This window comes from Paenibacillus sp. RRE4 (genome assembly GCF_031844205.1).
Lineage (GTDB): Bacteria > Bacillota > Bacilli > Paenibacillales > Paenibacillaceae > Paenibacillus > Paenibacillus xylanexedens_B.
Genome location: NZ_JAUZUT010000002.1, coordinates 290,409 through 312,962, shown reverse-complemented (window position 1 = coordinate 312,962; position 22,554 = coordinate 290,409). Strand labels below are relative to the sequence as shown.

General features: G+C 48.0%; 21 protein-coding genes. 12 read left to right on the top strand and 9 right to left on the bottom strand.

Annotated features, from left to right (window positions below; all coding sequences use genetic code 11):
* Window positions 1–3: 3 nt before the first annotated feature.
* On the bottom strand, window positions 4–954 hold the full coding sequence (locus Q9R46_RS18415) for a carbohydrate ABC transporter permease (protein WP_311281232.1): 951 nt from the start codon (window positions 952–954) through the stop codon (window positions 4–6).
* A 95-nt stretch (window positions 955–1,049) separates the two neighbouring features.
* Window positions 1,050–2,324: an ABC transporter substrate-binding protein gene (locus Q9R46_RS18410; protein ID WP_311281231.1), complete on the bottom strand. Its 1,275-nt coding sequence runs from the start codon at window positions 2,322–2,324 to the stop codon at window positions 1,050–1,052.
* 402 nt (window positions 2,325–2,726) lie between these two features.
* Here Q9R46_RS18410 and Q9R46_RS18405 point away from each other — a divergent pair, with 402 nt between their 5' ends.
* The 5 genes from Q9R46_RS18405 to Q9R46_RS18385 all read left to right on the top strand — a co-directional run bounded on the left by Q9R46_RS18405 (window position 2,727) and on the right by Q9R46_RS18385 (window position 8,959).
* Window positions 2,727–3,500 (top strand): GTP cyclohydrolase II, encoded by a 774-nt coding sequence (locus Q9R46_RS18405; RefSeq protein WP_145333613.1) that lies wholly within the window; start codon window positions 2,727–2,729, stop codon window positions 3,498–3,500.
* Between the two features lie 259 nt (window positions 3,501–3,759).
* Window positions 3,760–4,329 carry a glycerol-3-phosphate responsive antiterminator gene (locus Q9R46_RS18400; protein ID WP_145333612.1) on the top strand — a complete coding sequence of 190 codons (570 nt, stop codon included), beginning with the start codon at window positions 3,760–3,762 and terminating at the stop codon, window positions 4,327–4,329.
* A gap of 22 nt (window positions 4,330–4,351) precedes the next feature.
* A complete protein-coding gene (gene glpK / locus Q9R46_RS18395; RefSeq protein WP_311281230.1) occupies window positions 4,352–5,839 on the top strand; it encodes a glycerol kinase GlpK in 1,488 nt (495 codons plus the stop codon).
* Window positions 5,840–6,244: 405 nt separating this feature from the next.
* Window positions 6,245–7,903 carry a glycerol-3-phosphate dehydrogenase/oxidase gene (locus Q9R46_RS18390; protein WP_311281229.1) on the top strand — a complete coding sequence of 553 codons (1,659 nt, stop codon included), beginning with the start codon at window positions 6,245–6,247 and terminating at the stop codon, window positions 7,901–7,903.
* A 69-nt stretch (window positions 7,904–7,972) separates the two neighbouring features.
* The gene (locus Q9R46_RS18385) at window positions 7,973–8,959 is read left to right on the top strand and encodes a Gfo/Idh/MocA family protein (RefSeq protein ID WP_311281228.1); all 987 of its coding nucleotides are present in this window, start codon (window positions 7,973–7,975) and stop codon (window positions 8,957–8,959) included.
* A gap of 122 nt (window positions 8,960–9,081) precedes the next feature.
* Here the strand turns inward: Q9R46_RS18385 and Q9R46_RS18380 are convergent, their stop codons facing one another.
* Window positions 9,082–9,369, bottom strand: a complete 288-nt coding sequence (locus tag Q9R46_RS18380; RefSeq protein WP_090921779.1) for a winged helix-turn-helix transcriptional regulator — start codon at window positions 9,367–9,369, stop codon at window positions 9,082–9,084.
* A 524-nt stretch (window positions 9,370–9,893) separates the two neighbouring features.
* Here Q9R46_RS18380 and Q9R46_RS18375 point away from each other — a divergent pair.
* Window positions 9,894–10,277 carry a DoxX family protein gene (locus Q9R46_RS18375; RefSeq protein ID WP_186331753.1) on the top strand — a complete coding sequence of 128 codons (384 nt, stop codon included), beginning with the start codon at window positions 9,894–9,896 and terminating at the stop codon, window positions 10,275–10,277.
* A gap of 108 nt (window positions 10,278–10,385) precedes the next feature.
* Here the strand turns inward: Q9R46_RS18375 and Q9R46_RS18370 are convergent, their stop codons facing one another.
* The 5 genes from Q9R46_RS18370 to Q9R46_RS18350 form a co-directional block, all read right to left on the bottom strand.
* The gene (locus tag Q9R46_RS18370; RefSeq protein WP_311281227.1) at window positions 10,386–11,222 is read right to left on the bottom strand and encodes a DNA alkylation repair protein; all 837 of its coding nucleotides are present in this window, start codon (window positions 11,220–11,222) and stop codon (window positions 10,386–10,388) included.
* An 84-nt stretch (window positions 11,223–11,306) separates the two neighbouring features.
* A complete protein-coding gene (locus tag Q9R46_RS18365; protein WP_311281226.1) occupies window positions 11,307–12,011 on the bottom strand; it encodes a Crp/Fnr family transcriptional regulator in 705 nt (234 codons plus the stop codon).
* A gap of 128 nt (window positions 12,012–12,139) precedes the next feature.
* A complete protein-coding gene (locus Q9R46_RS18360) occupies window positions 12,140–12,658 on the bottom strand; it encodes an AbrB/MazE/SpoVT family DNA-binding domain-containing protein (RefSeq protein ID WP_145333605.1) in 519 nt (172 codons plus the stop codon).
* Window positions 12,659–12,762: 104 nt separating this feature from the next.
* A complete protein-coding gene (locus Q9R46_RS18355) occupies window positions 12,763–13,443 on the bottom strand; it encodes a CidB/LrgB family autolysis modulator (RefSeq protein ID WP_311281225.1) in 681 nt (226 codons plus the stop codon).
* Window positions 13,440–13,811: a CidA/LrgA family protein gene (locus Q9R46_RS18350; RefSeq protein ID WP_145333603.1), complete on the bottom strand. Its 372-nt coding sequence runs from the start codon at window positions 13,809–13,811 to the stop codon at window positions 13,440–13,442. The genes Q9R46_RS18355 and Q9R46_RS18350 overlap by 4 nt, the downstream gene beginning before the upstream one ends.
* Window positions 13,812–14,012: 201 nt before the next feature.
* Here Q9R46_RS18350 and cidR point away from each other — a divergent pair, with 201 nt between their 5' ends.
* From cidR to Q9R46_RS18325, 5 genes are all read left to right on the top strand, one after another.
* Window positions 14,013–14,903: a cidABC operon transcriptional activator CidR gene (gene cidR, locus Q9R46_RS18345; protein ID WP_311281224.1), complete on the top strand. Its 891-nt coding sequence runs from the start codon at window positions 14,013–14,015 to the stop codon at window positions 14,901–14,903.
* A 424-nt stretch (window positions 14,904–15,327) separates the two neighbouring features.
* Entirely contained in the window at window positions 15,328–16,059 is a 732-nt protein-coding gene (locus Q9R46_RS18340) for a hypothetical protein (protein WP_311281223.1), read from the top strand.
* A gap of 237 nt (window positions 16,060–16,296) precedes the next feature.
* Complete coding sequence (locus Q9R46_RS18335) at window positions 16,297–17,154, top strand: carbon-nitrogen hydrolase family protein (protein WP_311281222.1); 858 nt, start codon at window positions 16,297–16,299, stop codon at window positions 17,152–17,154.
* Between the two features lie 50 nt (window positions 17,155–17,204).
* Window positions 17,205–17,885, top strand: coding sequence for a GNAT family N-acetyltransferase (locus tag Q9R46_RS18330; protein WP_311281221.1), 681 nt, complete (start codon window positions 17,205–17,207; stop codon window positions 17,883–17,885).
* Window positions 17,886–18,043: 158 nt separating this feature from the next.
* Complete coding sequence (locus tag Q9R46_RS18325) at window positions 18,044–18,715, top strand: GNAT family N-acetyltransferase (protein WP_311281220.1); 672 nt, start codon at window positions 18,044–18,046, stop codon at window positions 18,713–18,715.
* 671 nt (window positions 18,716–19,386) lie between these two features.
* On the opposite strand, the gene Q9R46_RS18320 is transcribed toward Q9R46_RS18325, so the two are convergent.
* A complete protein-coding gene (locus Q9R46_RS18320) occupies window positions 19,387–19,884 on the bottom strand; it encodes an antibiotic biosynthesis monooxygenase family protein (RefSeq protein ID WP_311281219.1) in 498 nt (165 codons plus the stop codon).
* A 186-nt stretch (window positions 19,885–20,070) separates the two neighbouring features.
* Between Q9R46_RS18320 and Q9R46_RS18315 the strand changes: the two genes are divergently transcribed.
* Window positions 20,071–22,389 carry a helicase C-terminal domain-containing protein gene (locus Q9R46_RS18315; RefSeq protein ID WP_311281218.1) on the top strand — a complete coding sequence of 773 codons (2,319 nt, stop codon included), beginning with the start codon at window positions 20,071–20,073 and terminating at the stop codon, window positions 22,387–22,389.
* Window positions 22,390–22,554: the final 165 nt, after the last annotated feature.

Below are 22,554 nucleotides of genomic sequence, written 5' to 3'. Positions count from 1 at the left end.
ACATCAGGATGATTTGCCTTGAACAAGCTTCCAGTTCACGATGGAGAACAGGGCGATAATCAGGAACATGCCCCAGCCAACGGCGGCCCCGTATCCAAAATAATTGTTGATGAATGACTCACGGTACAAGTAAAGTACGATGGTCATACCAGCTGCTCCGGCACCGCCGTCATTGCCCACCAGCACCTGCGGTTCAGTGAACAGTTGCATGCCGCCAATCGTAGACGTAATGACCGTGAACAGAATGACCGGGCGTAGCATCGGAATGGTAATACGGAAGAAGGATTGCACAGCGGATGCCCCGTCGATTCTGGCCGCTTCATACAGCGTCTGCGGGATGCTCTGAAGTCCGGCCAGATAGATAATGGCGTTATATCCGGTCCAGCGCCAGACCACCATGGATGAGATGGCAATTTTGATGCCCCATGGTGCATTCAGCCACTCGACGACCGGAAGGCCGACCGACTGCAGCAGATAGTTAAGGAAACCGTAATTGTTTGCAAACAAAGCCCCGAAGATGATGGCTACCGCCACAATGGATGTGACGTTGGGCAGAAAGTAACCGACCCGGAACAAGGTACGGAATTTGATGAAAGGCGCATGTAGTAGAAACGCAATAATAAGAGCGAAGAAAAGCATCGGAATGGTCGAATAGATCCAGATCATCAACGTGTTGCCAACCGCTTGCCAGAATTCAGCATCGGTGAGCATGTATTTAAAATTGTTCAAGCCGTTATACGTCATCACACCGATTCCATCCCATTTGTGGAAAGCCAGATATAGTGAGAATGCGATCGGGAACAGTCCGAACACGGCGAACAGAATGTAAAAAGGCGAGATGGCAACATAGAGCGCGCGATGCTCCCATATGCGGGCCCGGAGTGATTTTTGCCGATCCAGATCGGGCAGGAACGGACCGGAATCAGGGGACGTGCGAGGTTCGGTGACAGCCATAACAACTCCTCCTTTACGGGTACGAAACCACATCAAACGAGATCGAGTGAGGGTAACCCATATAAGTCATAAACCGTTGGGATCAAATGCATGCCTTAACGTTGTAATTCCCGCTCGACCCGGTGCACCGTATCCGACCAGACTTGCTGTGGATCAGCGTTTTGTTTGGCAATATCGTTCAGCCGCCGGGTGATAATGTTGTGTACAGACGGATATCGTTCGCCAAAAAAGGCATCTGGCACATGCTGTGCGGATTCAGCGAATATCGGACCTGTTGCTTGCCCGCCGAAGAAAGGTTCCTTTTCTTTCATGGCTGGTTTATCAAACACACCTGGAGCTGACGGGAACAGGTTAAGCGTCTGATACTGCTCCAGTTGGTTCTCTGGACTTTGCAGCCAGCGTATTAATTCGAAGGCCTCCTTCGGATGTTTGCTTGATTTTAAAATAGAGAGAAAGGAGCCGCCGTTATTGCCGTCTCCCCCGGGAGCGCGAGTCACACGCCATTTGCCCGAAGTGTCCGGTGCGGCTTCCTGGAGCACCTGCTTCATCCAGACTGCACCAACGAACGAGGCAATTTCGCCGTTATTCATCGCTGCATTCCAGGTGGGCGTCCAGCCGTCAGCGTTAGCAAGCAGTCCCTTTTCCTTAAAAGCAACGGCTGTGTCCCAGCTTTTGCGTACAGCAGGAGAATCCATGCCGATAAACGACCCGTCTGGACGGAAATAGCGTTCTTTAGCTTGGGAAAGCACTTGGTTGTAAACGCTTCCGATATTATCGGTCAGAAAAACCTTGCCGCCAAACTTCTCCTTTAGCTGCTCTCCGGCAGCAGCATAGGCATCCCAGTTATCGATCTGGCTTGCAACCTGCTCCGGTTCGGAAGGTAGCCCTGCTTCCTTGAACAAGTCTGCACGATAGAAAAGAGCTGTTGGCCCCGTATCCATCGGAAAGCCGATCATCTGTCCATTTGGCGTCACACCCTGCTTCCATTTCCACGGCAAATACTGGCCTTCCACCTCTCCTGCGCCTAGATCATACAGGTTATAGAAGCGATCCTCGCTCGGGAATAACTCCATGATCCAGTCGTTAAGTGCGACGATATCTGGTTCACCTGAGCGTGCAGCGAGGGTGGTTTTGAGCTTGGCTTTGAAATCCCCGCCGATCTTCTGGGCAGTCAGTTCAATATTCGGGAATTTCTCTTTAGCCTTGGCAATGAGTTTGTCGTCAATAGATCGATTCCAATACCACAATGTAAGCGCTACCTTTTTACTGGATGCTGAATCATCCTGTCCCGGCCAGATGGAGCATCCGCTAATTAGCAGGACACAGACCATGATGATGGCTATCCAACAGGTTCTTCTACGGCGGTTCATAGGCTAACCCCCTCATCATTAGGTTTGACGCAAGAAGTATCAAGGACTAAGGCTGGGCTTCGTGGACTACACCAATAGTGTATGAGTAGTTTCTAAACTCATACCCAATTTTCCTTAAATGAAACACGTGGATTGTGTCCATAACGTAACATAAATTTAGTAGTTACTTTAAAAATAAAAGTTACTTGACACAATATAATTTTTATTCTAAACTAACTTACATTAAGTAACTAATTATAGTGAGGATTATATAGATACGTAATATTTCGCTGTGAGCAGGGCTTGAAAACAAGATCTCTTTGAATGTATTACGTCAGTAAGTGATCCAAAATCAAAGCGGTTGCGAATGCATAATATTATGACACATTTTGAGATGAAGATGCTTAACAGGAGGAACGAACGATGATCAATTCACATATTATTCAACTGCTTGCCCCTAAAATCCAGACTTTTCCGAGTGGAAAAGAATTCATACATTTGGTGGGACCCATTAAACTGCCGGTCAATCTGGATGGGGAAACGAGAACATTCCAATGGTACAGCTGGCTGAAAACGGACAAAGCGATGGAAAGCGGCGAACTGATCGCATCTCTTGCGGGTGCTGAACTGGCAGAGCGTCAGCAATCCAGCGTGCTGGTGTATGGCGATTTTGCTGAGGCGCAGGATGCGTTGATTCGTATGCATAGCATCTGTCACACGGGCGATATCTTCGGTAGCAAACGCTGTGACTGCGGTTTCCAGCTGGAGCAGTCCATGAAGATGATTGCGGCACACGGCGCAGGTGCGCTGTTCTATCTTGCGAACCATGAAGGACGGGGCATTGGCCTGTTCAGCAAAGCAATGGCTTACATTTTGCAGGAAGAAGGTCTGGATACGGTAGATGCGAACCTGCAACTTGGCTTCACGGATGATGCACGTAATTATGACGATGCGATTGCTGTATTGCGTGCACTTCGGTCAGCTCCGGTTACGTTGATTACGAATAATCCACGTAAGCTGGCTGCACTGCAGGAAGCAGGACTCAATGTCGGCGGGCGCGTTCCGCTGTGGGGAGATCGGTCGGCATTTAATGAGAAGTATCTGCAAACGAAAGTGAACCGTTCAGGTCACTTGGCGGAAAGCGATAGCTGGACAGATGCGGGGACAGAGACACGTGTTCCACATGCACAGGCTTGATTGATTAAGGATGAATATTTGGATTTATATGGTGATTTATATTGATCATACGTAGGTTGTAGTGTAGACGGGCTGTTACGGTACTTTTCATATTGAAAAGTGCTGTAGCAGTCTTTTTGCGGTGTAAGATACCGCGCCGGGAGGAATATGCGGCATGTCGCCTGAGTTCTGGAATTTGGCGACTTCCCCCAAATCACTTGCCGTTGGTGTGTGACGAATTATACAATATAGGCATCTGATGAATGCAGGAGGAACGATGGTGGCATTTGAGGGACAGCGTATTTTGCCAGCGGCGAAGAGTATGAAGCAGTTTGAAGCAATCATCGAAGGCCCTTATACATACGGGGTCATGTTGGAAACGCATATCGCACAGCTGCAGAGCATGATGGAGCAGGCTCGGCGGTATGGGAAGAAGATTTTGCTGCATGCCGATCTGGTGCAAGGGCTGAAAAATGACGAGTACGCCGCAGAGTATCTGTGCCAGCATATTCGTCCTGCCGGACTAATCTCCACAAGGGCCAGTATCATCCAGAAGGCGAAACAAAAAGGCATTACGGCGATTCAACGGGTGTTCCTGCTGGATACCCATGCGCTGGAGAAAAGTTACCAATTGGTTGCCAAAACACAGCCCGACTATATCGAGGTATTGCCTGGTGTCATTCCGCATATTATTGCGGAGGTGTCTGAACGGACAGGTATCCCCATTATTGCAGGCGGGCTGATTCGTACACCTGATGAAGTGGAACTTGCACTCGGTGTGGGAGCGGCGGCTGTAACGACATCCAATGATGATTTGATCAAGCATTTTGGGAAATCGCTTACATTTTGATTACACACTGGAGGCACAAGGTATGGAAAAATTTATTTTGGCTTTGGACCAGGGTACAACAAGCTCCCGGGCAATTCTGTTTAACCACAGCGGCGAGATTGTGCATATGGCACAGCAAGAGTTCCCGCAGTATTTTCCCAAACCGGGCTGGGTAGAGCAAAATGCCAACGAAATCTGGAGCTCCATCCTCGCCGTAATGGCATCCTGTCTCGCGGAGAGTGGCATCAAACCCGCACAGATTGCAGGGATCGGCATCACCAATCAACGGGAAACCGCGGTGGTGTGGGATAAGCAAACCGGTAGACCGATCTACAACGCAGTGGTATGGCAGTCCATACAGACAGCATCTATCTGTGATGAGTTGAAAACGCAAGGGCTGGACGACCTGTTTCATCAGAAAACAGGCTTGCTCATTAACCCCTACTTTTCGGGTACGAAAGTAAAATGGATTCTGGATCATGTCCCTGGTGCACGTGAACGGGCAGAGAAAGGGGAGTTACTGTTCGGCACCATCGACAGTTGGTTGATCTGGAAGCTGAGCGGCGGTACCCATGTTACGGACGTTTCGAATGCTTCGCGCACCCTGATGTATAACATCTATGAGCTGCAGTGGGATGATGAATTGCTGGATATTCTGGATATCCCTAAGGCGATGTTGCCTGAAGTGAGAGGCTCTTCCGAGATCTATGCGCATACGACAGATTACCATTTCTTCGGTCATCGGGTTCCGATTGCGGGTGCGGCAGGTGATCAGCAAGCTGCATTGTTTGGTCAGAGATGTTATGTCCAGGGCAGTATGAAAAATACATACGGTACCGGATGTTTCATGTTGATGAACACGGGCGAGAAGCCTGTACAATCGGATCACGGGTTGATTACAACGATTGCCTGGGGTGTGGATGGTAAAGTTCAATATGCGCTGGAAGGCAGCATTTTCGTAGCAGGTTCAGCTGTGCAGTGGCTGAGGGACGGCCTTCGCATGCTTCGTTCTTCCAAAGACAGTGAGGACTATGCGAAGCGAGTGCCTTCGACGGACGGGGTCTATATGGTGCCTGCCTTTGTGGGACTCGGAAGCCCGTATTGGGACAGCGATGTGAAAGGAGCCGTATTTGGCCTTACTCGTGGTACCACGAAGGAGCATTTTATCCGTGCTACACTTGAGGCGCTGGCTTATCAGACCAAGGATGTACTGGAGGCTATGGTGACCGATTCCGGATACCCCGTACATACGTTACGTGTTGATGGAGGCGCTGCGGCGAATGATTTCCTGATGCAATTCCAGAGTGATATTCTGGGCATTCCTGTGGAGCGTCCGTCAGTGAACGAAACGACAGCTCTCGGTGCTGCCTATCTGGCAGGCCTGGCGGTCGGGTTCTGGTCGAACGTAGATGAATTGAACCAGCATGATCATACGGAGCGAGTTTTTGAGTCTGTGATGGCCAAGGACGAGCGGGAGCAGTTGTATTCCGGTTGGCAACGAGCGATCAAGGCAGCCATGGCTTTTAAATAAAATAGAATTATGTCTTCCTCATTATATGCAAATGGTCATTTGTACTTTTTCGTCAAACATATGTTATAAATGATATTTACTGGTGTAAAATGATGTATCATTTACAGGGATTATATTCCTGGATGGAGAGAATGCATTGTCCACAATAAGGAAAATTGTAAAGTTAGTGGCTTGCTTTGAAATTCCATCCTTGCACAAAAAAAGTTTTTTAAATTTTTTTGAATAATGTGTCAATTCAGGCCTTCACGCCACCGAAAATCTGTGATAGGATTAGGTTACAAGTTAAAAAATGATGTCTGGAGATCGGGAGGGACCACGTGCGTTCAGCAATTGCTGAACGAATGACGTGGTCCTTTTTTTGTTGTTTTTTAGAGAAAAATAAGGGAAATTATGGAGGGTTCATACATGACAGCAACGTTCTCGGCGGCAAAACGAACCGAATATATGGAACAAATGGCGAATGCACATTTTGACGTATTGGTGATTGGTGGAGGCATTACGGGCGCAGGAATTGCACTGGATGCGGCATCTCGCGGATTGAAGACGGCGCTTGTGGAGATGCAGGATTTCGCGGCAGGCACATCGAGTCGTTCCACAAAACTGGTTCATGGCGGCTTGCGCTACCTGAAGCAGTTTGAAGTGAAGATGGTAGCCGAGGTTGGAAGAGAGCGGGCGGTGGTTTATGAGAATGGACCCCATGTGACGACACCGGAACCAATGTTATTGCCTATATACACGGGAGGCACGTTTGGCCGTTTCAGTACATCCATGGGTTTGATGGTGTACGACCGACTTGCTGGAGTGAAGCGCAGTGAACGTCGCCAGATGCTGAATGCCAGTGATACATCTGCAAGTGAGCCTCTGCTGCGGAAGCAGGGACTGCTGGGAGGCGGACGTTATGTGGAGTACCGGACGGATGATGCGAGACTTACGATTGAAGTCATGAAGGAAGCAGTGCGGCACGGGGTGCTGGCTGTTAATTATATGAAAGCAACTTCTTTTCAGAAGGAGAATGGAACGATTACAGGCATCCATGTGATGGATCAACTAAACGGGAATGGTTATAAACTTATGGCGAAAAAAGTAATCAATGCTTCGGGGCCATGGGTAGATACCCTCCGTGAAGTGGATGGCTCACGTCAAGGCAAAACGCTACAGATGACCAAAGGCATTCATCTTGTATTTGACGGGGCACGATTCCCGCTACGGCAAGCGGTTTACTTTGATACGCCAGATGGACGCATGGTCTTTGCGGTGCCGCGGGATGGCAAAACCTATGTAGGTACAACCGATACCGTATTCCGTGATGACCCGGCTCATCCGTTAATTTCGGAGTCAGACCGTGATTATGTCATTGATGCAGTGAACGGCATGTTCCCGGATGTCCGGATTCGTGCAGAGGATGTAGAGTCAGGCTGGGCAGGCGTGCGTCCACTGATCCATGAGGAGGGTAAGGGCCCTTCAGAGATTTCGCGTAAGGATGAGGTCTGGGTATCGGATTCCGGCCTGATTACCATTGCCGGAGGTAAATTGACGGGGTATCGCAAAATGGCCGAGATGGTCGTGGATCTGGTTGCACGTCAGATGCAGCAAGAGTTCGGTTACACCCCGGGACCTTGTGTAACCAAAAAGATGCCGATCTCCGGCGGAGATGTTGGCGGTTCGGCCGGATACGTCACGTACACCGAACGCAAGATCAAGGATGGCGTTGCCCTAGGTCTGGACCGGAAAGCGGCGGAGCGGCTTGCCCGTACGTATGGCTCCAACGTGGATGCGCTGTATGAGCGCATGCCTGACCCGCGAGCCAAGGCAGAGCTTCAAGGCATGTCGCAAGAGCTTTTGCTGATGCTTCGTTACGCGATGGAGGAAGAGATGGCGGCAACGCCCGCTGATTTCTGGGTACGCCGAACGGGAGATTTATTTTTCCGCATCGATGAGGTACGCCGTTATAGATCAGCAGTCAGCATGTATATGGCAGAACAGCTTGGCTGGTCAGAACAGCAGGTAGCAACCTACGCTAAGGAATTGGATCAACTGTTGCTGGAAGCATCCGGCAAGAGCTAGAAGAGCAGGAATTTGCGGGGCTGGGTCGAATGGAACATGTAAGCGCGTAACAGAGAGGGGATTACATCCATGACATTGCAGATCGGAATCATAGGAACAGGCTGGTTCAGCAAAGTACACGCAGATATTCTTACACGCATGGAAGGTGTTCGTGTCGCAAGTGTATGCGGAACAACACTCGAAAAGGCGGAAGCGATGGCTTCCGTATATGATGCAACGGGTTACGATAATCTTGAACGTATGCTGGACGGTGAGAAACTGGACGCCGTATACATCTGCGTACCTCCGATGTCCCACGGATTCATCGAGTCAGAGTTGATCAAACGGGGCATTCCGTTCCTGGTGGAAAAACCATTGAGCACAGGAATGGATGTACCGCTCCAGATACTGGAGCAGGTGCAACAGTCTTCTTTGTTAACCTCTGTAGGCTATCATTTCCGTTACCAGGGTGCTGCGCAGGTCATGAAACAAGCCATGCAGGAACAAAAGGTGGGCATGGCTCTGGGGCGCTGGATGGGCGGCATGCCTGGCGTTGGTTGGTGGCGCCGTCAAGACGGATCGGGAGGCCAGTTTGTGGAGCAGACGACCCATATTGTGGATCTCCTGCGTTTCTGTGCAGGCGAGGTGACGGAAGTCTATGCCGTTGCAGCCCAGCGTAGCATGCATGAGAAGCATGAGCATGTGACGGTGGATGATGTCGCTAACGTGACATTGAAGCTGGAAAGCGGTGCAATTGCAAGCATTGCGAATACGTGTTTACTGCCTGACGGTGAGGGTGGAGCAGGGCTGCAATTCTACACGGATGCCGGTGTATGGGACTGGACACCTGACCGTCTTCTGTTACCGAGTGCGGCTTCGCATCCGATGGCAGGACTTGAGGTTTCAGCTGGACAGAATCCTTATGAACGGGAGAATGAAGCATTTATTCATGCACTTCGCACGGGAGATCGATCACGCATTTTGTCCGATTACGCAGATGCCTGCCGTACACAGGCGATCACCGTCGCTGCTCAGGAATCCGTGGACTCCGGCCTGCCTGTAAAGATCAAAGCTTAAACAGATCGTTAGCGCACAAAAACGCCTGCGGCCCGAACCATGTTCTCTGTGGTTCCGGGTGCAGGCGTTTTTCCTATAAAATTTAGGGTATATAAGACCTCTTGTTTGTAGTTGTATCTGGACTACTTCAATTGTTGCTGTTCTTTTAACCAGTCCGAAGACCAGCTGTAGATTTGATTAATGACAGGTTCAATCGCTCTACCTTTAGGGGTAAGCTCATATTCCACACGGGGCGGAATCTCGGGATACATATGCCGGGTTACGATGCCTTCCGTCTCCATCTCTTTCAGACGCTCCGATAACAGACGTCCGCTAATCGCCATCTCGGCCTCCAGTTCCGTGAACCGTTTGGGTCCGGACAGCAGCTGATACATAATCAGCAGTACCCACTTTTTCCCGATGATGTCCATGGCTTGTGTAATCAGACAAGGGCTTGGGGATTTTACTTTTCTCAGCTTCAACGTGTTTCACCTCGATTCATGGCAAATGTGCAATACAACCTATATAAAAGGACAAAAGTTTCTGCCGCTCTGAAAAATAAAGTCCTTCATGTGAAGGGTGGTCACTACAAAATATACTGTAACATACCTTTTGTATGTATTATACATCATTTTACGAAAAATTACTTGATGAAATTATCTTATTATTATATACTCACTTCATAAAAGTAAGTTTGTGAGTAATAATGCGTATTATAAATGTACATACCATTTCCGGTTAAGTTGTCACACAATCAGAGCAGTGGATAAACCTCGGGAATTTGAACGTTATCAAGGTTCTAGGGAATTTTATGAAACTACAGTTTCTCCTAGGGAACTTTTACATAGATGAGTGCTACAGTACATACTGTATTTTGCTGAATTTTGTGCAGAAAAGATTAGCGATAAGTTAAAGATTCTCAAAATAACACTTGGATGAATGGGAGATGGAAGATATGAAAAGGGTGTTGGGATATGTTTTTTTGGTGGTGCTGGCAGGTGTTTTCGTCATGACGGGATATACGAAAGTTACGGGAGCGGAGATGATGATTGATACCTTCGAGAGTTTCTCTTATCCTACATGGACGATGTATTTGATCGGTGTGTTGGAACTGCTTAGTGCGGTTGGGTTGCTCATTCCGCGTACCCGTATTCTGGCTTCGGGAATACTAACGTTCATTCTGATCGGAGCTGTAGGCAGCCATTTAATCTATGCACAATATGCGGCTATACCGCTCCCGGCAGTATTGCTTGTAGCAAACATCGTCGTGTTACTGGTTAGTCTGCACAGACTGGAAGAAGAAGAGAGCAACATGGATATGGATATCGTACAGGCATAGTTAGAGTATAGAAATTCGTTTTCATAAATAAATGAGTAACGCCCGTTATCCATTGAAGGATGTGCTTGCCTCTAATTTGTTTAGATGTAAGCACATCCTTCCCGCACATTAGATACTTCGTTGACCACGCTTAACGATTCGTTGTGTAGGTTTGGTATCCGATTGTTCGATCCACATGGCACATGTCTGCCGAACCCAATCCGGGTTTGTTTTACTGGCATCGTTCAACCAGTTACTGAGGGAGTCCTGTACATAGGGGTGTGCATCGGATTTCACAGGAGATAGTAAGGGAAGGGCAATCTCCGGATGATCTTTCAAAGGCTGGATGTGTTTCGCCCATACCCCGCGAGGACGGGTGGATTCAATGGCGAAGCGGCGAATCATCGGATCGGGATCGCTACTCCACGGGATTAAATCTTGGAGGGCCGTTAATAAGTCTGCAGTGATGGAATCCCGCACGGCCATCCAGGCGATCTCTCTTACGCCAAAGTGAGCATCCGCTGCAAACGGGCGGATCTGCTCCAGCTTTTCCGTCACATGCAGATGGGGATTCAGCCCAATGATATAAGCTGCCCAGCAGCGAACACTGTCTGAGCGGTGATTTGCTAAACATATGAAAAGGTCTGCTTCGTCCTGCCTCGGTATTCCCTCCATATATTCCAGCCAGAGTGAGCCTATTGCAGGGATAACTTTCATGATGCGGTGTTGATCCTTCGGCTCCAATTTTCCATAGACATCCTGTGTGGAGATGGGAACATCAAGTTCGCGGGTGATCTGTTGCAAAAGCAGAATATGGTCTACCGCCAGCCACTCCGTCAGATTCACGGATTCGATCGTTCCGCTTTGTAACAGGTGGCGAATGTGTTCTGGAATTTCGGCGGCTTTACGCGCACCTTTGCGAAGTAGGATATCTTCGTTGATGGTATTGTCAGGGCTCGTTTCCATGGTTTGGCCTCCTTGCTTGTCTGCATTCATTTATACATAACGTACAATGAAACAGGTGCAAAGGGATGTAAGGCAGCTTACAAGTTATCCGTCTTGCAAAGGGGAAATCAATTGGCGAAAGGCCCTGAGTTCACTTGCATGAAGAGAAGCTGATTTGAATCCGGTACGGATACGGCCTGATTGCGAGAGTTCTTTTATAGCTACCGTAACAGATTCCCTGGAGGCACCTGCCATCCAGGCAATTTCCTGATGTGTAATAGTACACTGAATCAGGCAGTATTCATCCTTTTTCGTCCAACCCATCTGCTCGGCCAACCGACATAAACTATGAATGATTTTGTCATGCAAATTCCCGAGTGCAAGAGTCTGTGTCAGTTCACTCATTCGCTTCATTCGTTCACTCAGCACATGCATCATTCTCATCATAAATGCCGGATGATCGATTAAAAACTGCTCAAATCGGTTTCTGTCCATCAGGCAGATGTCGCAGTTCTCCAGCGTTTCGATATATAAATCACGCGTGCCGAGGGAAATGCCCTTCATTTCTCCAAAAACGTTACCTTCACTCAACATATCCACCGTAAATTGTTTTCCCTCAGGGCTTAATGTATACAAGCGAACTTTGCCCCGTTTGATAAAATAAAACCCTTCTGTGAATGTATCCGGTCTCTGAATGGTTGTATGTTTAGGGAGTGTTGTTATCGACGTCATACTGTCCATCTCAACGAGATCGGTCTCCGATAAGGAGGACATGAGGTCGAATTGAGACAGATACATAATTTTATCCATGAGACTCCTTTCGCTCACCATATAAAATGATAAAAAAAAGAAGAACCCGATGAAGCCAGGGTTCTTTGACAGCGTGCTATCCATTGCTTAGGAGTACGCTGTTTATTTATAATGACATGCCGTTCCAGCTATAATAACTTTTTTAGTTGAGAGACGCGTCCCTGGCTAATGCCAAGTTTCTCCGCAATTTGCTGTTGAGCGAGGCCAGGATTCTGTTCAATAATCTCTTTCATCTGTTGCAGCATGCGCGCCGTTTTGGGCCGCAGGTCGGGGTAGTCCTGATTCGCAGCAGCATCTCCTTCTTCCCAGGAGGAAGCTGAGGCAGCAGCGGGTTTAGGCACAGGACGTTCTTTGGGTGCAGAAACCTGTTTGTTTTCAGGTACGAACCAGTCGGGAGTGTCATCTGGGTGTTTTAATTGAATCGCACAAGTCCGGCAGATGAATTGCTCTTTGAAATACATTTCCGTATCCACGTCACCGCAAAAAATACACAATGTTGATTTGTACTTTCTTAAAATCAACTCTTTCCCTTCAATGAAAAATTCAAGCGGATCGCCGATATGGATTTCCATTGTATCCCGCATCTCTTTGGGAAGGACAATTCGTCCGAGACGGTCCAGAGATCTCTTCATTCCGGTTCTTTTCATCGCATCTCCCCCGCAATATTAACATTAAAACCTGTCCTTATTGTAAGGAAGAAAGGGCTTTAATACAACAATAATATTTCAAAAAAAAGGGATTATTCCAACTATTATGGGAAAATAAGTTTGGAGAGCGCGGGAGCGACGGCTAAAGTGAAGAGCGCAGCCAAAACCATGGAGATACTGGAGATCGTTCCTGTTAATGAACTGAGCTCGAAGGCTTTCGAAGTTCCTGTACCATGAGCACCTGTTCCGAGGAGTGTCCCGCGAGCAATCTCGCCATCAATACGAAGCATTTTGACGATAGAAGGCCCCATAATAGCCCCAAGTAGCCCGGTCATAATCACGAATACGGCCGTGACTGCCGGGATGCCCCCGATAGAAGCAGATACATTCATCGCAATGGGCGTTGTAATCGAGCGCGGAATCAGACTATGAATCAAGCCGGAGTCGAGATGCAACCATTTTGCAAGCATAGCGGAAGAGAGTACAGCCACAACTGAGCCGGTCATGACACTGACCACAATCTCGGAAATATGTTTTTTGAGTACATGGAAGAAGGTGTAGAGCGGTACGGCAAAAGCGACCGTAGCAGGTTGCAGCAGAAGGCTAAGCCATTTGCCTCCGCTACTATATGCGGCATAATCCGTTCCAGTCACTAGAAGTATGCCTACGACCAATAGCGGCGTAATAAGTAGCGGTGACAGATATACTTTGGGCAGACTGCGATACATTTTCTTGGCAACCATGTAGATCCCGACCGTTAACAGCAAACATAAAAATCCAATCATCCGGTATGACGCTCCTTTCGTTTGGCAATACGTGTAGCAACAAGGCCGGTACAGGCCATAACCAGAAACGTGCTTAGCAGCACGATAAATAAAATTTGCAATCCGTCATGCTCCAGCATAGGCATGTAATTCATGATGCCAACCGCCGACGGGATAAAGAATAACAGCAGTTCACCGAGCAGCCATGCCGCTCCGACCTCAATCCAACGCAGCTTCACCACGCCAGTTTGCAGCAAGACGAACAGCACGATCATTCCGAGAATGGACCCGGGTACAGGCAGGTGGAGAGTACGGGCCAGCAGGTCCATGAGCAGTGAAAAAACCATTAGTAACGCAATTTGCATAATCCCGATGCCCCATTTTTTCACGCGAATCCCTCCTTTATATATATCAACATGTGTCTAATAAGTTTGCTTTGAATATTTGTGAAAATGAATGGAAATGTTGCTTCGTATCACAAATTTTACATCGCAATCTTTCATGAGTAAAATGCATATTAAGAATGTTTTCTATTCCATTTATCTATGTTGATAATAGATGGAGCCAGAATCACAGGAGGGGATGAGACGATGGATATTCGTCATTTGCAATATTTTCTCGAAGTTGCCCGGCAACAGAGCTTTACAAAGGCCGCCGAGGTGCTGTATATCACCCAGCCTACGATTAGTAAGACGGTCAAAAGTCTGGAGGAGGAGCTGGGCGTGACCTTGCTGGATCGATACGGTAAACAGGTGCAGCTAACGGATGCGGGGCATGTCTTTTTTCGGCAGGCGCTGGAGATTGAAAAATCGTTCCGTAGTCTTTCATCGGAACTGGACGATCTGATGAATCTGAAGAAGGGACATCTGCGCATCGGTCTGCCGCCGATGGTAGGATCGAGTTTCTTTCCGATGATTATCGGTGAGTTCCATAAAGCGTATCCACAAGTGAGCATTCAATTGTTTGAGGATGGGGCGAAAAAAGTGGAGGCCGATGTCATCAGCGGTGCGCTGGATATCGGTGTGGCGGTGTTGCCAACGGTCGATGAACTGCTCGATCATTTTGTGTTTGTTCAGGAAAAGCTTAATCTGCTCGTGCATCCTTCGCATCCCCTTGCTGAACAGAAGTCGGTCGCGCTCCATGAACTGGAACAGGATGCGTTTGTTTTGTTTCGGGAAGATTTTGCGCTCCATGACCGCATTATTGCGGCTTGCCAGCAAGCTGGATTCCAGCCGCATGTGGTCTATGAGAGTTCCCAGTGGGATCTGTTAAGTGCGATGGTTGCGGCGAATCTGGGTGTGGCCTTGCTACCGGAGACGATCTGCCGTGAGGTTGACCATATGCGCGTACGGGTCATCCCCGTTATTGAACCGGTCATTCCTTGGCAGCTCGGTATGATCTGGCGGAAGGATCGATATCTTTCTTTTGCCACCCGGGAATGGATCGGATTTACCCAGTCCATGCTGGGGAACAGAGAGTGAAGTCGATCCTTGAGCCTGAGCATCCATAGGATAGTTATAGATTAGAGTTCCGTTACGAATGGTCAGAAGCCCATTACTCAATCACTAATGATCTGATTAACGGGCTTTTTCCAGTTTTATCGATCTTTTCTTCTAATTTTATTGTCATTTTAACCGATATAAAGTTACTGAGGGGGTGTGCATAAGGAAGATATTAGTAAGGGGAGCATAAAAGATTGCTGGAAAATGATAATTTTAAAAATGGGTTGGTGCCTGAGTGTTCAGAAGTTAGATGATTTGAAGCCTGTGGAAAATATACAGAGTAGAGTTCGCGGTAATTACATATATTTACCATTTGTACCGTGTGAAGTATGAAGTATGTAATATGTAGCTCGAATTTCAAAAGAGATGCCAATTATTCTTAATTCGAAAGGGTTGTGTAAAGTTGAAGAAACGTACTGCAAATAAAGGATTCAAGATGTCTATAGTGATTGGTTTGATGACGATTATGCTGGTGGCTTGTGGTAAGCCGTTAACCGAAAAACTATACTCAGAAACAGTACCCGACGATATTAAAAATAGCACTGAAATCACGCAAGAAGATAAAGATCTCTTGGGGAAGGCTATCTTATATTCAATGGGTAGCAATACGGATCTTTCTACTAAAACGGTGGGTCAAATTATAACCGATGAGAAGCAAAGACAGCTGAAGCTTGAGGAAGAAGAGAAGAAGAGACAGGAAGAAATCAAAAGAAAACAGGAAGAAGCTGAAGCAAAAAAACAAAGTCAACTAAAACTGTTGGATGAGTCTGTACAGGTTGGTTTAATTAAAAAAAGCGTGACATTGAAAGACACGAAAAAATGGATATTCAGCGACGTTATACATATGACGCTTGACTTGAAGAACATTTCGGACAAGGATATTAAAGGGTTTCAGGGAGTCATTACCTTCAAAGACATGTTTGATAATGAGATCAAGTCACTAAACGTTAAATATGATGAACCCATCAAAGCCGGAGCTTCCACGTCTTATGAGGGTAGTTTCGAATTAAATCAGTTTATGGATAAAGATACTGAACTTAGGGAGACACCTTTAGAAAAAATCAAGGTTGAGTTTGAGATGGATCAAATCATCTTTGGTGACGGCAATATTGCGAAACGTTCGGATATTGAGTAAATTAGTTTAGGCATTGAATTGAATAAATTAGTTTTAGGGATTGATTGGATAAATGAGTCTACTAAAAGCCTCTTCATACTATGAAGAGGCTTTTTTGTATAAAATTGTGCATGATGTAGACGGATGAGTATCGTAGGTATCGTTGCTAAATCGGCTTATCCCCATAGCTATAGCATTAGATAAATCATCGGATCATTGATACAATATAAACACAAATACTAGTGGGGGTGTGGACTTATGAAACTGCGGGTATCCGCTGTGCAATATCAATTGCAGACAATCGGTTCATTTGAGGAATTTGCCGCTCAAGCGGAGCATTATATACGGACAGCTGACGAATTCGGGACGGAATTTGTGCTGTTTCCTGAATTTTTCACAACCCAATTAATGTCCATTGGAGACGCACAAGGAAATGCGTTAACGATTGAAGATTTGCCTGATTTTACAGGGCAATATGAGCAGTTGTTCGTCTCCCTTGCTGCCAAATACAATATGCATCTCATCGGGGGCACTCACGTTATTCGGAAGGAAGGCAAGCTGTATAATACGGCGCATATGTTCTACCCGGATGGACGAATTGCACGCCAGGCCAAAATTCATATTACGCCTACCGAAGTGACCGAATGGAACATGGCCGCGGGTGACGGACTGGAAGTGTTTGATACGGACAAAGGCCGCATTGCGATGCTGACCTGTTACGATATTGAATTTCCCGAAATTGTACGTATGGCGAAAGCCAAGGGAGCAGACGTAATTTTCTGTCCTTCTTGTACGGACGACCGCCACGGATTTTACCGGGTACGGTATACGAGTCATGCTCGTGCAGTGGAGAATCAGATTTACGTTGTATTAACCGGAACGGTGGGCCATCTGCCTACAGTGGATTTCATGCGTGCCAATTATGGACAAGCTGCGATCATTACCCCGAATGATGTACCATTCCCTCCGCGTGGCATTCTGGCTGAGGGTGAGATTAACAACGATATGATTGTAACCGCCGATCTCGATCTGGATTTGCTGTACGAGGTACGTGAACGGGGCTCAGTAACAACCTGGCGTGACCGCCGTACAGATCTGTACACCGATTGGGAGTAGATCTGATTTTGGAAGCTGAGTAGAGTTAGACAAAGGAGGGGTTAAGCGGGATGTATGTCAAAGAAATGCTGATAACGGCAGCGGGTGGCAGTGACAAAAAGGGTAGAGCTAAAGCGGTCATCCGCAATTATGCGGCCCATGACTTTGAAGAGCTTATTCGTATACAGGCAGAGAGCTTCCCACCACCATATCCGGAGGAACTTCTTTGGAACCAAGAGCAACTCAGTAGCCATATTCAGCATTATCCTGAAGGAGCCATCTGCATCGAGGTGGATGGGGAACTGGCTGGCTCAATGACTTCACTTCGAATGCAGTGGGATGCTGCGCACCCATCCAGCCATACGTGGGCAGAGGTCACCGATGATGGATATATCCGCAATCACCAGCCGGATGGGAACACGTTATACATTGTTGACCTCTGCGTCCGGCCGAAATATCGGAAGTGGGGGCTCGCCCAGCTCATGATGCAGGCGATGTACCATCTTGTCATTGCACAGGGGATGGATCGTTTGCTTGGGGCAGGGCGTATGCCGGGATATCACCGGGTATCCGAGCAAATGTCAGCACAACAGTATCTGGATCAGGTTGCCGATGGAGAGAGGCATGACCCGGTTATTTCTTTTCTGCTACGATGCGGGCGTATGCCTGTTGGAGTGGCTGCCGATTATCTGGATGACGAGGAATCTTGTCATTACGCGGCTCTGATGGAGTGGCGCAATCCGTTTAAATAGGGAAGTTGTTACTTCCATGTGCGCGTCCTGCTTTAAATTTTGTGGATTTTTAATAAATTCAATCGTGCTGATGTTCTTGAGATTGCTATACGTTAGAATGAATGACTGCAATCGGCGATTTCACCGAATACATACTTGAAATAGGGAGGAATTTATCTATGGAATTTACACGTATTACATCCATTCAGGACCCGTTGTTCGCTCAAATGCACAAGCTGATGCAGGAGATTTTCCCGCCGGAGGAAGTGCTGGATTTCCCGTTATGGGCTGAACCATTGGAAGACCCGGGCATTCGGGTGTTTGTCGCTGTACATGAAGGCCAAGTGGTAGGTGCGACGGAATACCGTTACTATGAGGACTGGAACGTGGCCATGACTGATTTTACGATTATCGGACGTGAAGGCTTGGGAATCGGCGCATTCTTGGCGAATCGCCGCAAGCTGGATCTGCAGCAGCTCGCTGCTGCCAATGGCAAGTCGTTGTTTGGCATGTTTGCCGAAATCTACAATCCATATTTGACTCAGGATCACGCGTTTGGCGGCATCAAACCGATGGACCCGTACGTGCGCCGCGAAGTGTTGTCCCATCTGGGGTATCAGCGTCTGGACTTCCCTTATGTTCATCCATCCTGGCAAGGCGACGGTGAAGCCGTGGGAGGTTTGGACCTGTGCTTTATGCCGGGCGATGAGTCTCTTGCGGAACTGCCAGCTAAATTGGTGTCCGATTTCCTAAATCGATACTATGCTGTGTTGCCAAACAAACCGCAGGAATGGCTGGCTATGGTGGAGCAGTTGAATGCGCGTGAATCCGTGGCATTGCGTCCGTTGTAAGTTGAAGCACTGTATCGGATGTAGAGCAACTAGGCTGCTGGTGCTGGAACTTGGGTTGGGACTTGAACGTGGTATACGTATAACTAAAGTATAAATGTAAGTACCCGTAATTCAGTCTGTTTTTTCAGTTCAGGATTGCGGGTACTGTTTTTTTCGATGAAGGGTAACTGAGGCTTTCCTGAATCCTGAATAAAGTTGAATAAACCTGAATAAAGGATGAGGAAATGCGCTAACGATCTCAGAAAGCCTTATTTAGGCGTTTGAGCACACGTTCAGAATCTAACGATCAGGAGAGAGCTCATTTTAGGGAAAAGGGGCTATTTTCAAGCTAAAACTGTGAATTTTACCAAAATAACGTTTCCTGAGATCGTTAGATCTCTAGAAGGGCAAAAAAGTCCCATATAAGCTCCCTTGAGATCGTTAGAAATCCAATGAATACTCGATGGTTCATGTTACACCTATGCATTGATGCCAACTCGTAACTTCGCACCACTTACTTCGCAATTCATGCTTATGCGAGAGTCCCATACTCTGCGATTCAGATTTGTGAGCAACCCCGCAACTTCATGTTTTGTGGCTGTTGAACTCGGCCGTACGAATACGCAACTGGGGTTTCTGAAATCCTAGCTCCAGCTACTCCACTTAATCGTAACTCGCCAGCTCTACTCTCTCTACTCAATTGTATAGGTCGACACAAATGAAGGTCGCGGGAACATGGTTGGTTTCTGCGCGGTCAGGCCTTCACTTGTGCTGCGATTGCGATGAGCATGGTTGTACGCCTGCGACTGTTGCCAGCCTTTGAAATGTTCTTCGGTTTGCCACAGTGTCAGAACGACATACGTATCACCTTTGAGTGGACGGAGCACACGAATACCAATGAATCCAGGCTCATCTTCAACTTTGCGGGCACGATTCTTAAAACGTTCCTCAAAATCATTCCGACCATCTTCTGTGACAGGAATGTTGTTCAGCACAGCGAAGCCACCACCTGTCCATGATCCGGCATCGTCAAAAGCTTCATATGCAGCCACCTGCTCATCCGATTCAATGTCCAGCAAACGATCAGTGGTTTCCAGAGCGAGAAGTACCTGATCTTCAGCGCGTAGTGTCAGATGTGGGTATGCTGCAAGTGCATCCGGAAGTGGAGATGGAACCAGATAAATATACATAGGAAGTTGCCCCCTCTTAAAATACGTAAACTCCATCATAAGTTTGACTATACTTTCGTGATCTAGTTCAACTTATACAACCCAACATAGCATACGGGAACGGACGAGTCCAATTTGCCAAAAATCTGGTTAGAGGAGCCTGTTTCGTGATAAAGTAGAACCACTACTAGCAGAACGGGTGATCGTATGAAAACAACAATTCGGATATCAGTCAGGCCGCTGGTCGAGTATGTTTATCGGAGCGGCAGCATCCGTCCGGGATTCCGCACCAATGCTTCGATGCAGGAGGGAACACGAATCCATCAGCGTGTGCAGAAGGCATATACCGAAGAGGATTTAAAAGAAGTAGTACTGGAAGCCGAGCTTCAACATGGGGATTTGACCTACGTCATTGAAGGGCGATGTGACGGCTTGATTCGCCTGGAGGGTCAATTAACGGTGGATGAGATCAAATCCACGGCGGGTAACCTGGACGAGCTGGAAGGTGGCCTCGACGTGCACTGGGCCCAGGCGAAGATGTATGCCTATATGTATGCCGTGCAGCATGGTGAGCCTCGGATGCAGGTGCAGTTGACGTATGTGCATTCGGTGACGGGTGAAGAGCGGCGGTTTCGCCGCATGGCGGAGCGGCAGGAGCTGGAGCAGTTTGCGGCAGAAGTTATCGCCGGATATGCACCTTATGCGGAGATGATTGCTGCCTATGAAACGAAGCGGGACGTTAGTGTGCGCGAGCTTCCGTTTCCTTTTCGCAAATACCGGGAAGGACAGCGTAAGCTGGCAGGCGCAGTGTACAAAACGATTCGTGAAGGACAGGGACTTATGGCCAAAGCGCCTACAGGCATCGGTAAGACCATGTCCGTACTCTTTCCTACGGTGAAAGCCATCGGTGAAGGCGAGGCCAGCCGTTTGTTCTACCTGACCGCGAGAACGACAACGAGAGTGGCGGCGGAGGAAGCTTTTGCCCGGATGCAGGCGGAAGGGTTGAACATGCATGTCATCAGCCTGACGGCGAAGGATAAAATTTGTTTCAAAGACGAGGAAGCCTGCGACACGGGACAGTGCGGCATGTGTGAAGGGTATTATGACCGAATTAATGGTGCTGTGCTGGACATGCTGGAACATGAAACGTTGATGACCCGGTCCGTCATTGAGCAGTATGCCCGCAAACATCGGGTGTGTCCGTTTGAGTTTTCGCTGGATGCGGCATATGCAGCCGATGCGGTAATCTGCGATTATAACTATATTTTCGATCCGCGTATCTCACTCAAACGTATGCTGGAGGAACAGAAGCGCAGAACGGTGCTGCTGGTGGATGAGGCACATAATCTGGTGGATCGTGGGCGTATGATGTTCTCCGCGGAGCTGGAAAAAGCCGTATTTCTCGATGTCAAAAGAGAGTTCCAGACGCTGGGCAGCAATGTACCCGCCGCCAAAGCGATTGTGGACTACACCGGAGCCATCGACAAGTATCTGATTACCCTTCGTAAGAACGGCGGAGAAGAGGGCAAGATCATTCAACAGGAGGCACCAGAGGAACTGATTGAACGGCTTGAGCCATTTGTCATGGTGGCGGAGCAATGTCTGGCCGAGGGTGGGTCTGGCCATGCTGAGATGGATCAGCTGTTGCTTGATGCCTATTTTACAGCGCAGAACTTCGTACGAATTGCCAGGTTATATGACGAGCGATTTATCACCTATGCAGAGTGTGTACGAAGCGAGGTACGGGTGAAACTGTTCTGTCTGGACCCGTCTTTGCTACTGCGTCAGACGGCGAAGGGCTTCCGCTCAACCATTCATTTCTCGGCAACCTTGTCACCTCTTCGGTATTACCGCGATATGCTGGGAGCAGAGGAAGAGGACTACACCCTGCAGATTCCGTCTCCGTTCAACCGGGAACAGCTGGATGTGCGGCTGATGCCTCTGTCTGTACGTTATAAAGACCGGGAGCGGTCCAAACGCCCGATTGCCGAGATGTTACAACAACTCGTATCCGAGTGGCCGCGCAGCAATCTGCTGGTCTTTTTCCCTTCCTATCCGTACATGCGTGAGATTTATCAAGCATATATACAGCTTCCGGGGGCCAGCGATGCGGATACGATGATGCAGGAGCAGGGCATGAACGAGCAGGAGCGAGAGCAGTTCCTGGCGGCGTTCCAGCCGCATCCTGAGCGCACACGTCTTGTTTTTGCCGTAATGGGCGGCGTGTTCTCCGAGGGAGTCGATCTGCCGGGAGATCGTCTGAATGGCGTTGTCGTTGTAGGTGCAGGGCTACCGCAGATTGGTCTGGAGAACAACGTGTTGAAGGATTATTTTGACAAGTCGGGCCGCAACGGCTTTAACTACGCCTATGTGTTTCCGGGTATGAATAAGGTGCTTCAGGCTGGGGGCAGGCTCATTCGAACGGAAGAAGATAAGGGTGTGCTTGTGCTAGTGGATGACCGTTTCATGCAGGAGCCGTATCGTTCTCTTTTACCTGACGAATGGATGGATTATAAACGGATTTGATGACGTTTACGTTTTTTTATGTCTTTATTGTGCTCTTTTCATTGATTTACGAAAAATTTTCTTTGAATTTCTTAACATTCTTTCATTTTCATGATTGAAACATAGGGTAATCGGGTTATAACTTGGTTAGCACGAACGAACAACGGCGATACCCTATCCGTTCCG